Genomic DNA, 13,240 nt, shown 5'->3' on the forward strand with positions numbered 1-13,240 from the left:
AACATCCGTTCCGTCAGTCCCCGTTCGTGGACCATCGCGATCAGATGCGGCCGGGGGGGGCGGGCCCCCCCGCGCCCCCCCCCCCCCGACTGCACTGCAAGTACTACGGGTGTGCTCTCAGCCCTTGTCGGACTTCAGAGCCTCCATGGCCCGCTCGGTCACATCGGTGACCTTGCCGAGCGCGGAGATGGTGACCACCAGGTTCTGCGCCCTGTAGTAGTCGATGATCGGCTCGGTCTGCGTGTGGTAGACCTCGAGCCGGGTGCGGACCGTCTCTTCGCTGTCGTCGTCGCGCTGGTACAGCTCGCCGCCACAGGTGTCGCAGACACCCTCGGTCTTCGGCGGGTTGTACGTCACGTGGAACACGTGCGCGCTCTCGTTGCGGCAGACCCGGCGGCCCGCGATCCGCTTCACGACCTCGTCCTCGGGGACCTCGAGGTCGAGTACCGCGTCCAGCTTTACGCCCTCGTCCTTGAGCATCACATCGAGAGCCTCGGCCTGACCCACGTTGCGCGGGAAGCCGTCGAGCAGGAAGCCGTTGACCGCGTCCGGCTGGGACATGCGGTCCTTGGCCATCCCGATCGTGACCTCGTCCGGTACCAACTGGCCCTCGTCCATGTAGGCGCGGGCCTGCTTGCCAAGGTCGGTGCCCTGGCTGATGTTGGCGCGGAAGAGGTCGCCCGTGGAGATGTGCGGAATCGACAGGTTCTTGGCAAGGTACGCAGCCTGCGTTCCCTTGCCGGCACCCGGCGGGCCGACGAGGACGATTCGCATCAGCGGAGGAACCCTTCGTAATTGCGCTGCTGGAGCTGACTCTCGATCTGCTTCACGGTCTCCAGACCCACACCCACGATGATCAGGATGCTCGTCCCGCCGAACGGGAAGTTCTGGTTCGCGCCACCGAAGCCCGCCAACGCCATCGTCGGCACAAGAGCGATCAGACCCAGGTACAGCGATCCCGGCCAAGTGATCCTGTTGAGCACGTAGCTCAGGTACTCGGCAGTAGGTCGACCGGCCCGGATACCCGGGACGAAGCCACCATACTTCTTCATGTTGTCGGCGACTTCCTCGGGGTTGAACGAAATCGCCACGTAGAAGAAGGCGAAGAAGACGATCAACAGGAAGTACGTCGTCAAGTAGTACGGGTGCGTGCCCTTGACGAAGTGGTCCTGGATCCAGGTCGCCCAGCCCGCGGTGGAGTTGGAGAACTGGACGATCAGGGCCGGGATGTAGAGCAGCGAAGAAGCGAAGATGACGGGGATCACACCCGCCTGGTTCACCTTCAGCGGGATGTAGGTGGACGTACCACCGTACGACCGGCGTCCGATCATGCGCTTCGCGTACTGCACCGGGATGCGGCGCTGGGCCTGCTCGACGAAGACGACGAGGGCCACCATCACGAAGCCGATCAGGATGACGGTGCCGAACTCGATCCAGCCGTCCGCGAGCTTGCCGCTCGTCTTGATGGCCCACAGGGCGCCGGGGAAGCTGGCGGCGATCGAGATGAACATCAGGATCGACATGCCGTTGCCGATGCCGCGGTCGGTGATGAGCTCACCGAGCCACATGACGGCGGCGGTGCCGGCGGTCATCGTGATGACCATGACGACCGTGGTGAACATCGACTGGTTGGGAACGATCTGGTCGGCGACGGGGCAGCCGCTGAAGAGCGCACCGCTGCGTGCGGTGGCCACCAGGCCCGTGCCCTGCAGGATGGCGAGTGCGACCGTCAGATAACGCGTGTACTGCGTGATCTTGGCCTGGCCGGACTGCCCCTCCTTCTTGAGCGCCTCGAGTCGGGGAATCACCACGGTCAGCAGCTGAAGAATGATGCTGGCCGTGATGTACGGCATGATGCCGAGCGCGAAGATCGTGATCTGCAGCAGTGCACCACCGCTGAACATGTTCACCAGGCCGAAGAGGCTGTTGTTGCCCTTACTTGCCTGATCAACACAGGTCTGGACGTTCTCGTAGCTCACTCCCGGTACAGGGATGTGTGCCCCGAGCCGGTAGAGCACGATGATGCCGAGCGTGAAGAACAGCTTCTTGCGCAGGTCGGGCGTCTTGAACGCCCGGGCGAACGCGGTGAGCACGGTGCCTCCTGCGACCCCCGCGCAATGCGTAGAGGTGACGGTCTTGAGGATCGACGAATACGTAACAGTCAAAGGTCCCCGGACGCTTGCGCCCAGGGGGATATCACAGCAACGGACGCCACCTTACCGGCGTACATGCCCCCCTAGGAACGACCAACCGGGGATGCCCCATATGAGAGGCATCCCCGGTCGGATGTTCAGGCCACCGAATGGTCCGAGTTGTCTCAGACGAGCTCGGTGACGGTGCCGCCGGCAGCGGCAATCTTCTCCTTGGCGGAGCCGGAAACGGCGTCAACCGAAACCTGCAGTGCCACGGAGATCTCGCCCTGTCCGAGGACCTTGACGAGGTGGTTGTTACGCACAGCGCCCTTGGCGACCAGATCGGCCACCGTGACCTCTCCACCCTCGGGGTAGAGCGTCGCGAGCTTGTCCAGGTTCACGACCTGGTACTCGGTGCGGAACGGGTTCTTGAAGCCCTTGAGCTTCGGGAGACGCATGTGGAGGGGCATCTGGCCACCCTCGAAGCGCTCCGGAACCTGGTAACGGGCCTTGGTGCCCTTGGTACCACGACCAGCGGTCTTACCCTTGGATGCCTCACCACGACCCACACGGGTCTTGGCGGTCTTGGCACCCGGGGCAGGCCGGAGGTCATGCGCCTTCAGCGGCTTGTTCTCCGCCATGTCAGTCGACCTCCTCAACCGTCACGAGGTGGCGGACGGTGTGAACCATTCCGCGGAACTCGGGGCGGTCCTCCTTGACAACCACGTCGTGCAGGCGCTTGAGCCCGAGCGAACGCAGGGTGTCGCGGTGGTTCTGCTTGCTGCCGATGTACGACTTCGTCTGCGTGATCTTGAGACGGGCCATTACGCACCCGCTCCCGCACGAGCACGAAGCAGAGCCGCGGGGGCGACGTCCTCGAGGGGCAGACCACGGCGAGCCGCGATCTCCTCGGGACGCTGCAGGCCCTGAAGGGCCGCCACGGTCGCGTGCACGATGTTGATCGGGTTCGACGAACCGAGCGACTTCGACAGGATGTCGTGAACGCCGGCGCACTCCAGAACGGCGCGCACCGGGCCACCGGCGATAACACCGGTACCGGGGGAAGCAGGCTTGAGCAGAACGACGCCCGCAGCCTTCTCGCCCTGGATCGGGTGAGGGATGGTGCCCTGGATACGCGGAACCTTGAAGAAGTTCTTCTTGGCTTCTTCCACGCCCTTGGCAATGGCCGCGGGAACTTCCTTGGCCTTGCCGTAACCGACACCGACGGTGCCGTCACCATCGCCCACCACGACCAGCGCGGTGAAGCTGAAGCGACGACCACCCTTCACAACCTTGGCGACACGGTTGATCGCGACGACGCGCTCGACGTACGCGGTCTTCTCGGCGGCAGCTGCGCCGCCGTCACGGCCCTTCCGGTCCCGCCGCTCGCCGCCACCGGCACCGCTTCCGCGGCGCTGGGGTCCAGCCATTGGATTTACCTCTCTCTGTTACGTCCGCTGTGCGTAGGAACCGGGGCTTAGAACTTCAGCCCGGCTTCACGGGCGGCGTCAGCCAGAGCGGCAATCCGCCCGGCGTACTGGTTACCACCGCGGTCAAACACGACGGCCTCGACGCCTGCGGCCTTGGCACGCTCAGCGACCAGGGCGCCGACCTGCTTGGCCTGGCTGCTCTTGTCGCCCTCGCCACCACGGATGGAGACGTCCAGGGTCGACGCCGACGCGAGCGTGTGGCCCGCGATGTCGTCGATGACCTGAGCCACCATGTGGCGGTTGGAACGCGTCACAACCAAGCGCGGACGCTCCGGCGAACCGGAGATGTGCTTGCGGACGCGGATGTGGCGACGCTTGAGGGCTGCACGCTTGTACGCGTCGCCCTTGGCGATCTTTACGCCGTATGCCATCGCTACTTACCAGCCTTTCCGACCTTGCGGCGGATGACCTCGCCGGCGTACTTGACGCCCTTGGCCTTGTACGGGTCAGGCTTCCGCAGCTTGCGGATCTTGGCCGCGGTCTCGCCGACCTTCTGCTTGTCGATGCCCTCGACGGTGAACTTCGTGGGGGACTCCACCTTGAAGGTGATGCCCTCCGGGGCCTCGATCAGGATCGGGTGGCTGTAGCCCAGGGCGAACTCCAGATTGGAGCCCTTCGCCTGGACGCGGTAACCGACACCACTGATCTCGAGCGCCTTGATGTATCCCTGGGTCACACCGGTGATCATGTTCGCCACCAGCGTGCGGGACAGGCCGTGAAGGGCCTTGTTCTGACGCTCGTCGTTCGGGCGGGCGACGTTCAGGACGCCGTCCTCACCCTTGGTGACCTCGATCGGCGACGCGACGGTGTGCGAGAGGGTGCCCTTGGGCCCCTTCACCGCGACCGTGCGGCCATCGATGGTGACGTCCACACCGGCGGGAACCTGGATGGGGAGCTTGCCGATTCGCGACATGAGCTATTCCTCCGTTCCCGACTACCAGACGTAGGCGAGGACTTCCCCACCTACGCCCTTCTTGCTGGCCTGCTGGCCGGTCAGGAGACCGTGGGACGTGGAGATGATCGCCACGCCCAGGCCGCCGAGAACCTTCGGCAGATTGGTGGACTTTGCGTATACACGCAGACCCGGCTTCGAGATTCGCTTGATGCCGGCGATCGAGCGCTCGCGGTTCGGGCCGAACTTCAGCTCGAGGACGAGGTTCTTGCCAACCTCGGCGTCCTCGACCTTCCAGCCCGTGATGAAGCCCTCCTGCTGGAGGATCTCCGCGATGTGCGACTTGATCTTGCTGTGCGGCATCGACACGTCGTCGTGATACGCCGAGTTCGCGTTACGCAGACGCGTGAGCATGTCTGCGATGGGATCAGTCATGGTCATGAGTTGGCCTTCGGCCTCTCTCGCCGGGGTTTCCTGTATGCGCCATCCCTCTCCCTACTCAGAGGCAGGACGGGTGCGGTGCGGGGACCTACGGCGTAGTAAGTCGGTCTTGGGCGGCAGGCGCCCAACCCCACAAGCCTACGGCATGTGAGAGCGGGCTCCTGCCGACCAGATGCTTACCGAGAGTCTCCGGTGATTCCCAACGCCCAAAGGGCGAAGGAGAATTACCAGGAGCTCTTGGTCACGCCCGGCAGCTCGCCACGGTGAGCCATCTCACGAAGGCACACGCGGCACAGGCCGAACTTGCGGTAGACGGAGTGGGGCCGGCCGCAGCGCTGGCAGCGGGTGTACCCGCGAACGCCGAACTTCGGCTTACGGGCGGCCTTAGCGATCAGAGCCTTCTTCGCCACGGTCAGTTCTCCTTGAACGGGAAGCCGAGGTGACGAAGGAGGGCACGACCCTCGTCGTCATTGGTCGCCGTGGTGACCACGGTGATGTCCATGCCCCGGACCCGGTCGATCTTGTCCTGGTCGATCTCGTGGAACATGACCTGCTCCGTGAGACCGAAGGTGTAGTTGCCACGGCCGTCGAACTGCTTCGGCGACAGGCCACGGAAGTCACGGATACGCGGAAGCGCGAGCGACAGCGTACGGTCCAGGAACTCCCACATGCGGTCACCACGGAGGGTGACGTGGCAGCCGATCGGCTGCCCCTCGCGCAGCTTGAACTGCGCGATCGACTTGCGGGCCTTGGTGACGGCCGGCTTCTGACCGGTGATCGTGGTGAGGTCGCGCACGGCGCCATCGATCAGCTTGGAGTCGCGGGCGGCGTCGCCCACACCCATGTTGACCACGATCTTGACCAGACCGGGAATCTGCATGACGTTCTCGTAGGAGAACTCCTCACGCAGCTTGCCGGCGATTTCCTCGCGGTAGCGCGTCTTGAGACGCGGCGCAGTGGTGGTAGTCATCAGATGTCCTCACCGGTGCGCTTGGCAACGCGGATCTTGTTGCCCTCGTCGTCAAAGCGGTAGCCGACGCGAGTAACGACCTTGTTGCCGTCCTTCTCAACAACCAGCTGCACGTTGCTGACGTGGACCGGAGCCTCGGTCGTCACAATGCCACCGGTCTGCGAACCGCGAGCGGTCTGACCGGCCTTCGTGTGCTTCTTGACCCGGTTGACACCCTCGACGAGGACGCGGTCCTGAGCAGGGTAGGCAACGATGACCTTGCCCTGCTTGCCCTTGTCCTTACCGGTGATGACCTGAACCAGGTCGCCCTTCTTGATCTTCATGCTTACAGCACCTCCGGCGCGAGCGAGATGATCTTCATGAACTTCTTCTCGCGCAGCTCACGGCCCACCGGGCCGAAGATACGGGTGCCGCGGGGGTCGCCGTCGTTCTTCAGAATGACGGCGGCGTTCTCGTCGAAGCGGATGTACGAGCCATCCTGACGACGACGCTCCTTGACGGTGCGAACGATGACGGCCTTGACGACGTCACCCTTCTTCACGTTGCCACCGGGGATCGCGTCCTTGACGGTGGCGACGATGACGTCACCGATGCCCGCGTAGCGGCGACCCGAGCCACCGAGAACACGGATGGTGAGAATTTCCTTCGCACCCGTGTTGTCGGCGACGCGCAGTCGCGACTCCTGCTGGATCACGTCTATCTCCTGATCGTCTGCCGGTTCCCGGCGGGGGCCGCTCCGTTACCGGAGCGAACCCCCGCCGAGCCTGGCGGAACCTGCCTGAAGGGGAAGCCCCTCAGGAATTACTTGGCCTTCTCGAGGATCTCGACGATGCGCCACCGCTTCGTGGCGGACAGCGGCCGGGTCTCCATGAGGAGGACACGGTCGCCGACGCCGGCGGCGTTCTGCTCGTCGTGAGCCTTGAGCTTGTTCGTACGGCGGATGACCTTGCCGTACAGCGCGTGCTTGACGCGGTCCTCGACAGCGACGACGACGGTCTTGTCCATCTTGTCGCTGACGACCAGACCCTCACGGGTCTTGCGGAAACCGCGGTCGGTGTTCGTCTCAGTCACAGTCTTCTCGCTCATCAGACGCTCTCCACCGTCTCGATGCCGAGCTCGCGCTCACGCATCAGGGTGTAGATCCGGGCGATGTCCTTACGGACGGACTTGAGCCGGCCGTGGTTCTCGAGCTGTCCGGTCGCCGCCTGGAAGCGGAGGTTGAACAGCTCTTCCTTGGCCTCGCGGAGCTTGTTGAGGAGCTCCTCGTTGCCCAGCTCGCGCAGCTCGGACGTCTTGGTACCGGCCGACATCACGACTCACCTGCCTCGCGCCGAACAATCCGGCACTTCATCGGAAGCTTGTGAGCAGCGCGGGTGAGCGCCTCACGAGCAATCTTCTCGTTCGGGTAGGACAGCTCGAACATCACCCGACCGGGCTTGACGTTCGCGATCCACCACTCGGGAGAACCCTTACCGGAACCCATGCGGGTCTCGGCAGGCTTCTTCGTCAGGGGACGGTCCGGGTAGATGTTGATCCAGACCTTGCCGCCACGCTTGATGTGACGGGTCATCGCGATACGAGCGGACTCGATCTGACGGTTCGTCACGTACGCCGGGGTCAGCGCCTGGATGCCGTACTCGCCGAACGCAACCTGCGTGCCACCCTTGGACATACCGCTGCGCTTCGGGTGGTGCTGCTTGCGGTGCTTGACCCTACGGGGGATCAGCATTTCGGTCAGGCCTCCGTTCCGGTGCTCTCAGCCGCCGGAGCAGCGGCGGTCGCCTCGGCCTTGGGGGCCTCGGCGGCCGGAGCCGACTGCTGCGGCTTGCGGCCGCGACCGCCACGCTCGCTGCCACCGCGGCCACCGCGGCCGGCCGGACGGTCAGCGCCGCCACGGGCCGGGCGGTTGCCCGCACGGGCAGCAGCGTTCTCGGCGCGGACCTCGGCGATGTTCTTGACGTCGCCCTTGTAGATCCAGACCTTCACGCCGATGCGGCCGAAGGTCGTCTTGGCCTCGAAGAAGCCGTAGTCGACGTTCGCACGGAGGGTGTGCAGGGGCACGCGGCCCTCGCGGTAGAACTCCGAGCGGGACATCTCGGCGCCGCCGAGGCGACCGCCGCACTGGATCTTGATGCCCTTGGCGCCGGCCTTCATCGTGCTCTGCATGCTCTTGCGCATGGCACGACGGAAGGAGACGCGGGAGGAGAGCTGCTCGGCGACGGCCTGGGCCACCAGCTGAGCGTCCACCTCGGGGTTCTTGACCTCGAGGATGTTCAGCTGGACCTGCTTGCCGGTCAGCTTCTCCAGCTCGCCACGGATGCGGTCGGCCTCGGCGCCGCGGCGGCCGATGACGATGCCCGGGCGGGCGGTGTGGATGTCAACGCGGACGCGGTCGCGGGTGCGCTCGATCTCAACCTTCGAGATGCCGGCTCGCTCCATGCCCTTCGTCATCATGCGACGAATGGCAACGTCTTCCTTGACGTAGTCCTTGTACAGCTTGTCGGCGTACCAACGGGACTTGAAGTCCGTGGTAATGCCGAGCCGGAACCCGTGCGGGTTTACCTTCTGGCCCATTACCGGGTTCCTTCCTTGCTGCTGACGACCACGGTGATGTGGCTGGTCCGCTTACGGATCCGGTAGGCACGGCCCTGAGCACGCGGACGGAACCGCTTCAGGGTCGGGCCCTCGTCCACGTACGCCTCGCTGATGACCAGCGAAGAGGCGTCAGGGTGGTCGTAGTTGTGTGCAGCGTTGGCGATGGCGCTGTCAAGCACCTTGCCAACCGGCACGCTCGCGGCCTGCGGGGCGAAACGCAGGACCGCCTGAGCCTCCGTGGCATCCATGCCACGGATGAGGTCCACCACTCGGCGGGCCTTCATGGGCGTGACGCGGATGTACCGCGCCTGGGCCCTGGCTTCCATGGTTGTCCCTTCGGTGTGAGTCATAGTCGTTTCCACCCCGCGCTAGCGGCGCTTCGACTTCCGGTCGTCCTTGACGTGGCCGCGGAAGGTGCGAGTCGGCGAGAACTCGCCGAGCTTGTGGCCGACCATCGACTCGGTGACGAACACCGGGACGTGGATCTTGCCGTTGTGCACCGCGATGGTGTGACCCAGCATGGCCGGGATGATCATCGAGCGACGGGACCAGGTCTTGATGACGTTCTTGGTGCCAGCTTCGTTCTGGACGTCCACCTTCTTGACGAGGTGGCCGTCGACGAAGGGCCCCTTCTTGAGACTGCGCGGCATCTAAACCCGCTCCTAGCGCTTCTTGTTCGTCTTGCGGCGGCGGACGATGTACTTGCTCGATGCCTTCTTCGGCGAGCGAGTACGACCCTCCTTCTGACCCCACGGCGAGACCGGGTGACGTCCACCGGAGGTCTTGCCTTCACCACCACCGTGCGGGTGGTCGACCGGGTTCATCGCAACACCGCGGACGGACGGGCGAACGCCCTTCCAGCGCATGCGACCGGCCTTGCCCCAGTTGATGTTCGACTGCTCGGCGTTGCCGACCTCGCCAATCGTGGCGCGGCAGCGGGCGTCGACCAGGCGGATCTCACCCGACGGCATACGAAGGTGGGCCATGGTGCCCTCCTTCGCCAGCAGCTGCACGGAGGCACCCGCGGAACGGGCGAACTTCGCGCCGCCGCCGGGCCGCAGCTCGATGGCGTGGATGGTCGTACCGACCGGGATGTTGCGCAGCGCCAGGTTGTTGCCGGGCTTGATGTCGGCGGCCGGGCCGTTCTCGACACGGTCACCCTGCGACAGGCCACGCGGCGCGATGATGTAGCGCTTCTCGCCGTCCGCGTAGTGCAGGAGCGCGATGCGCGCGGTGCGGTTCGGGTCGTACTCGATGTGCGCGACCTTGGCCGGCACGCCGTCCTTGTCGTGACGACGGAAGTCGATCACGCGGTAGGCGCGCTTGTGGCCACCACCCTGGTGGCGAACGGTCACACGACCGGTGTTGTTACGGCCGCCCTTGCTGTGCAGGGGGCGGACCAGCGACTTCTCCGGCGTGGACCGCGTGATCTCGACAAAGTCGGCGACGCTGGAGCCACGACGGCCCGGGGTCGTCGGCTTGTACTTGCGGATACCCATTTCTCAGTCCTCGTCCGATTCCGGACGACTCGACCTCCACTAGGAGGTCGGGCCGCCGAAGATGTCGATACGGTCGCCCTCAGCGAGGGTCACGATGGCGCGCTTGGTGTCAGCGCGCTTGCCGAAACCGGTCTTGGTGCGCTTGCGCTTACCCTGACGGTTGATCGTGTTGACCCCGGTGACCTTGACCGAGAAGACCGCTTCCACGGCCTGCTTGATCTGGGTCTTGTTGGAGCCGGGCGCGACGATGAACGTGTACTTGTTCTCGTCGAGCAGCGCGTAGCTCTTCTCCGAAACAACCGGCTTGACGAGAACGTCACGCGGGTCGGAGTAGGTCTTGCTGGTAACGGTCGCCTCACTCATCAGGCGTCGCTCCCTTCGGTCTCAGCGGTCTGGGGGCCAGACACGAAGGACTCGAAAGCGGCCTGGGTGAAGACCACGTCGTCAGAGACGATCACGTCGTACGTGTTCAGCTGGCCCGGGTCCAGGATGTGCACCTGGGGCAGGTTGCGTGCGGAGAGCCACGCGGCCTCGTCGTTGCGCTCGACGACCAGGAGCACGTTGTTGCGCTCCGAGATCTTGCCGAGCAGCGTCTTGACGGCCTTGGTGGAGATACCGCTCTCGACCACGCCGGTGACGACGTGGATGCGGGAGTGACGCGCCCGGTCCGAGAGGGCACCGCGCAGGGCGGCGGCCTTCATCTTCTTCGGGGTGCGCTGCGAGTAGTCGCGCGGCTTGGGGCCGTGCACGACGCCACCGCCGACGAACTGCGGCGCACGGGTCGAACCCTGGCGGGCGCGGCCGGTGCCCTTCTGGCGGTACGGCTTACGGCCACCACCACGGACTTCACCGCGGCGCTTGGTCGAGTGCGTGCCCTGACGGGCAGCTGCCAGCTGTGCGACAACGACCTGGTGGATCAGCGGAACGCTGGTCTTCGCGTCGAAGATCTCCGCGGGGAGCTCGACGGTACCGGCCTTGTCGCCTGCCGGCGAAAGGATGTCAATGGTGCTCATTACCTCAAGCCCCCTTGGCCGCGGTACGGACCAGGACGAGGCCGCCGTTCGGACCGGGGACTGCGCCCTTGATGAGCAGCAGACCCTTCTCCGCGTCAACCGCGTGGATGGTCAGGTTCTGGGTGGTGACGCGCTCGTTGCCCATCCGGCCGGCCATGCGCATGCCCTTGAAGACACGCCCAGGGGTGGCGCAGCCACCGATCGAACCGGGGGAACGGTGCTTGCGCTGGACGCCGTGACCGGCGCCGAGCCCCTTGAAGTTGTGACGCTTCATGACACCGGCGAAGCCCTTGCCCTTGCTCTTGCCCGTGACGTCAACCTTGACGCCGGACTCGAACACCTGGGCGGTGATCTCCTGGCCCAGCGTGTACTCGCTGGCGTCAGGGGTGCGGAGCTCCACCAGGTGGCGGCGGGGGGTCACGTCGGCCTTGGCGAAGTGACCCTTGAGGGGCTTGTTCACCTTGCGCGGGTCGATCTCGCCGAAGGCGATCTGGACCGACTCGTAGCCGTCGCTGTCGTTCGTACGAACCTGCGTCACGACGCACGGCCCGGCCTTGACGACGGTCACCGGGACAACCCGGTTGTTCTCGTCCCAGACCTGGGTCATGCCGAGCTTCTCGCCCAGGACGCCCTTGATGTTCTTGCTCATCTCGGCCCGTCCCCTCAGAGCTTGATCTCGATGTCGACGCCAGCCGGCAGGTCGAGGCGCATCAGCGAGTCAACCGTCTTCGGCGTGGGGTCGAGAATGTCGATGAGGCGCTTGTGCGTGCGCATCTCGAAGTGCTCGCGAGAGTCCTTGTACTTGTGCGGCGACTTGATGACGCAGTACACGTTCTTCTCAGTGGGCAGCGGCACCGGGCCCGCGACCGACGCACCAGTGCGGGTCACCGTCTCGACGATCTTCTTCGCCGAGGAGTCGATGACCTCGTGGTCGTAGGCCTTGAGCCGGATGCGGATCTTCTGTCCCGCCATGGCTACTAGTAGTCCTGTCTCTCGTAACGCTCTGGAACCCGAGGTTCTGGTAACTCCTCCTCCGACCCACGCGGTCGGGCGTGTCGCATCCCCTCTACGAAAAAATCCCGAAGGATTTCCCAACCAAGGGGGTGCGGGCCTGAGACCGCGCTGCCGGGGGTGGAACCCCACCGGGCGCCTGGCCGGTGCCACACATGCGCTTCCCGAAAGATTCCCGTACGTCCGGCCCTTACAGGGCCGACGAGTACTGTGGGACTCGCTTCCGGTCCTCCCGGCGGGAGGCGCGCAGCATTGACACTCAACCGAGCAACCTGGTCAGTGTGCCATACGGGGCACGAGCCTGGCCAATCGGGCGGAGGATCTTACCCCCCGCGGATCGATGGTCAAACGCGGGCACGCTCCCGCCGACGGCGGTGTCAGTCGCGGATGTTCGTACCGCAGCCCTCGAGGTCCTCCTCCAGGAGGGACCGGCTGCGGTCGTAGGGGTCCTTGGCCGGGCCGGTGGCGGGGGCGCCGGTAGCCGCCGTGCCCGGGAAGACGGGGTGGAGGTACCCGTCGTATACCCCGCACTCGTTGTTGAAGAAATAGGAGGGGGACGTCCCGAGCTGGAGCATGCCCTTCGTCGCGATCCACCTACGGGGGTCCGACAGGCTCACAGTCAGGTCGCGGCGGACGATCGTCCGCGCTGCGACGGCGTCGGCGTCGTCACCGCCGGCCCGGACGAGCGGATAGACGAAGGTGTAGTCGGCGTGCACCCGCACCTCGCCCGGCTCCCCGGCGGAGAACGTCAGATGGCCTCGAACCTTGACCACATCACCGGCCAGGGCCACCTCGTCAGGGTCGAAGCGGCTCACCCAGTTCAGCGGGTCGTGCTTCTCGGACGGGGCGCGCAGCGCCTGCCGCACCTGCGGCAGCATGTCCGGCTGCTTCGGGTCGAGCAGGGACATCGCGGTGGCGGGCTGCCCGCCCCGCAGTACGGCCGGGTTGAGGTTGGCGTCGACCAGGAACTCCTTGGTGCGGCGCAGGGCCAGGACCACGTCCGCCTTGCTCATCCCGCCCACCGCATTCGCCTTCGGCAGCTCGATGGCGTCCGCACCCTCGGCCCACCGCTCGGCGGGCGAGCCGCGGAACGGATGAGCACGGGTGGGCAGCCCCGCCCCGTCGCTGCTGCTGGTTGTACCCGGAAGGAGGGGGACGGCGTGCGAGGGGCCTCGTCGAACGGGGAGCGGTAGGACG

The 13,240-nt window shown here is 65.5% G+C and carries 23 protein-coding genes and 1 pseudogene; all 24 read right to left on the reverse strand.

The features are described from left to right. Positions 1–117: 117 nt before the first annotated feature. Positions 118–774 (reverse strand): adenylate kinase, encoded by a 657-nt coding sequence (locus tag ABT025_RS37880; protein WP_351003252.1) that lies wholly within the window; start codon positions 772–774, stop codon positions 118–120. Continuing rightward, complete coding sequence (secY, locus tag ABT025_RS37885) at positions 774–2,093, reverse strand: preprotein translocase subunit SecY (RefSeq protein WP_351003254.1); 1,320 nt, start codon at positions 2,091–2,093, stop codon at positions 774–776. Before secY ends, ABT025_RS37880 begins: the two co-directional genes overlap by 1 nt. A 224-nt stretch (positions 2,094–2,317) precedes the next feature. Further along, on the reverse strand, positions 2,318–2,773 hold the full coding sequence (rplO, locus tag ABT025_RS37890) for a 50S ribosomal protein L15 (protein WP_018550610.1): 456 nt from the start codon (positions 2,771–2,773) through the stop codon (positions 2,318–2,320). 1 nt (position 2,774) lies between these two features. Further along, positions 2,775–2,957, reverse strand: coding sequence for a 50S ribosomal protein L30 (gene rpmD / locus ABT025_RS37895; protein WP_018550611.1), 183 nt, complete (start codon positions 2,955–2,957; stop codon positions 2,775–2,777). Then, on the reverse strand, positions 2,957–3,562 hold the full coding sequence (gene rpsE, locus ABT025_RS37900; RefSeq protein WP_018101216.1) for a 30S ribosomal protein S5: 606 nt from the start codon (positions 3,560–3,562) through the stop codon (positions 2,957–2,959). Before rpsE ends, rpmD begins: the two co-directional genes overlap by 1 nt. Positions 3,563–3,609: 47 nt before the next feature. After that, entirely contained in the window at positions 3,610–3,993 is a 384-nt protein-coding gene (gene rplR, locus ABT025_RS37905) for a 50S ribosomal protein L18 (protein ID WP_018550612.1), read from the reverse strand. 2 nt (positions 3,994–3,995) lie between these two features. After that, entirely contained in the window at positions 3,996–4,535 is a 540-nt protein-coding gene (rplF, locus tag ABT025_RS37910; RefSeq protein WP_326738107.1) for a 50S ribosomal protein L6, read from the reverse strand. Between the two features lie 21 nt (positions 4,536–4,556). After that, the gene (gene rpsH, locus ABT025_RS37915; protein WP_014047790.1) at positions 4,557–4,955 is read right to left on the reverse strand and encodes a 30S ribosomal protein S8; all 399 of its coding nucleotides are present in this window, start codon (positions 4,953–4,955) and stop codon (positions 4,557–4,559) included. 224 nt (positions 4,956–5,179) lie between these two features. Continuing rightward, a complete protein-coding gene (locus ABT025_RS37920; RefSeq protein WP_003948630.1) occupies positions 5,180–5,365 on the reverse strand; it encodes a type Z 30S ribosomal protein S14 in 186 nt (61 codons plus the stop codon). 2 nt (positions 5,366–5,367) lie between these two features. Continuing rightward, the gene (gene rplE, locus ABT025_RS37925; protein WP_018550615.1) at positions 5,368–5,925 is read right to left on the reverse strand and encodes a 50S ribosomal protein L5; all 558 of its coding nucleotides are present in this window, start codon (positions 5,923–5,925) and stop codon (positions 5,368–5,370) included. Further along, complete coding sequence (rplX, locus tag ABT025_RS37930) at positions 5,925–6,248, reverse strand: 50S ribosomal protein L24 (RefSeq protein ID WP_018550616.1); 324 nt, start codon at positions 6,246–6,248, stop codon at positions 5,925–5,927. The genes rplE and rplX overlap by 1 nt, the downstream gene beginning before the upstream one ends. 2 nt (positions 6,249–6,250) lie before the next feature. Then, the gene (gene rplN, locus ABT025_RS37935) at positions 6,251–6,619 is read right to left on the reverse strand and encodes a 50S ribosomal protein L14 (protein ID WP_003966950.1); all 369 of its coding nucleotides are present in this window, start codon (positions 6,617–6,619) and stop codon (positions 6,251–6,253) included. Positions 6,620–6,726: 107 nt separating this feature from the next. Next, positions 6,727–7,011: a 30S ribosomal protein S17 gene (gene rpsQ, locus ABT025_RS37940; RefSeq protein ID WP_073786784.1), complete on the reverse strand. Its 285-nt coding sequence runs from the start codon at positions 7,009–7,011 to the stop codon at positions 6,727–6,729. Further along, positions 7,011–7,235 (reverse strand): 50S ribosomal protein L29, encoded by a 225-nt coding sequence (gene rpmC, locus ABT025_RS37945; RefSeq protein WP_024494976.1) that lies wholly within the window; start codon positions 7,233–7,235, stop codon positions 7,011–7,013. Before rpmC ends, rpsQ begins: the two co-directional genes overlap by 1 nt. Beyond that, positions 7,235–7,654, reverse strand: a complete 420-nt coding sequence (rplP, locus tag ABT025_RS37950) for a 50S ribosomal protein L16 (protein WP_003966953.1) — start codon at positions 7,652–7,654, stop codon at positions 7,235–7,237. The genes rpmC and rplP overlap by 1 nt, the downstream gene beginning before the upstream one ends. 5 nt (positions 7,655–7,659) lie before the next feature. After that, on the reverse strand, positions 7,660–8,499 hold the full coding sequence (rpsC, locus tag ABT025_RS37955; RefSeq protein ID WP_351003256.1) for a 30S ribosomal protein S3: 840 nt from the start codon (positions 8,497–8,499) through the stop codon (positions 7,660–7,662). Beyond that, entirely contained in the window at positions 8,499–8,846 is a 348-nt protein-coding gene (gene rplV, locus ABT025_RS37960) for a 50S ribosomal protein L22 (RefSeq protein ID WP_026290933.1), read from the reverse strand. Before rplV ends, rpsC begins: the two co-directional genes overlap by 1 nt. A gap of 42 nt (positions 8,847–8,888) precedes the next feature. Next, positions 8,889–9,170, reverse strand: a complete 282-nt coding sequence (rpsS, locus tag ABT025_RS37965) for a 30S ribosomal protein S19 (RefSeq protein ID WP_015610726.1) — start codon at positions 9,168–9,170, stop codon at positions 8,889–8,891. Positions 9,171–9,182: 12 nt separating this feature from the next. After that, positions 9,183–10,019: a 50S ribosomal protein L2 gene (rplB, locus tag ABT025_RS37970; protein WP_351003257.1), complete on the reverse strand. Its 837-nt coding sequence runs from the start codon at positions 10,017–10,019 to the stop codon at positions 9,183–9,185. Between the two features lie 39 nt (positions 10,020–10,058). Continuing rightward, complete coding sequence (gene rplW, locus ABT025_RS37975) at positions 10,059–10,382, reverse strand: 50S ribosomal protein L23 (RefSeq protein WP_014154589.1); 324 nt, start codon at positions 10,380–10,382, stop codon at positions 10,059–10,061. Beyond that, the gene (rplD, locus tag ABT025_RS37980) at positions 10,382–11,032 is read right to left on the reverse strand and encodes a 50S ribosomal protein L4 (protein ID WP_326738104.1); all 651 of its coding nucleotides are present in this window, start codon (positions 11,030–11,032) and stop codon (positions 10,382–10,384) included. The genes rplW and rplD overlap by 1 nt, the downstream gene beginning before the upstream one ends. Before the next feature lie 4 nt (positions 11,033–11,036). Beyond that, positions 11,037–11,681: a 50S ribosomal protein L3 gene (rplC, locus tag ABT025_RS37985; protein WP_136328436.1), complete on the reverse strand. Its 645-nt coding sequence runs from the start codon at positions 11,679–11,681 to the stop codon at positions 11,037–11,039. Between the two features lie 14 nt (positions 11,682–11,695). Further along, positions 11,696–12,004, reverse strand: coding sequence for a 30S ribosomal protein S10 (rpsJ, locus tag ABT025_RS37990; protein WP_003948644.1), 309 nt, complete (start codon positions 12,002–12,004; stop codon positions 11,696–11,698). A gap of 416 nt (positions 12,005–12,420) precedes the next feature. Further along, positions 12,421–13,240: pseudogene (locus tag ABT025_RS37995) on the reverse strand (hypothetical protein); the annotation flags it as partial.

The sequence above is a fragment of the Streptomyces sp. NPDC002809 genome (genome assembly GCF_040295435.1).
Lineage (GTDB): Bacteria > Actinomycetota > Actinomycetes > Streptomycetales > Streptomycetaceae > Streptomyces.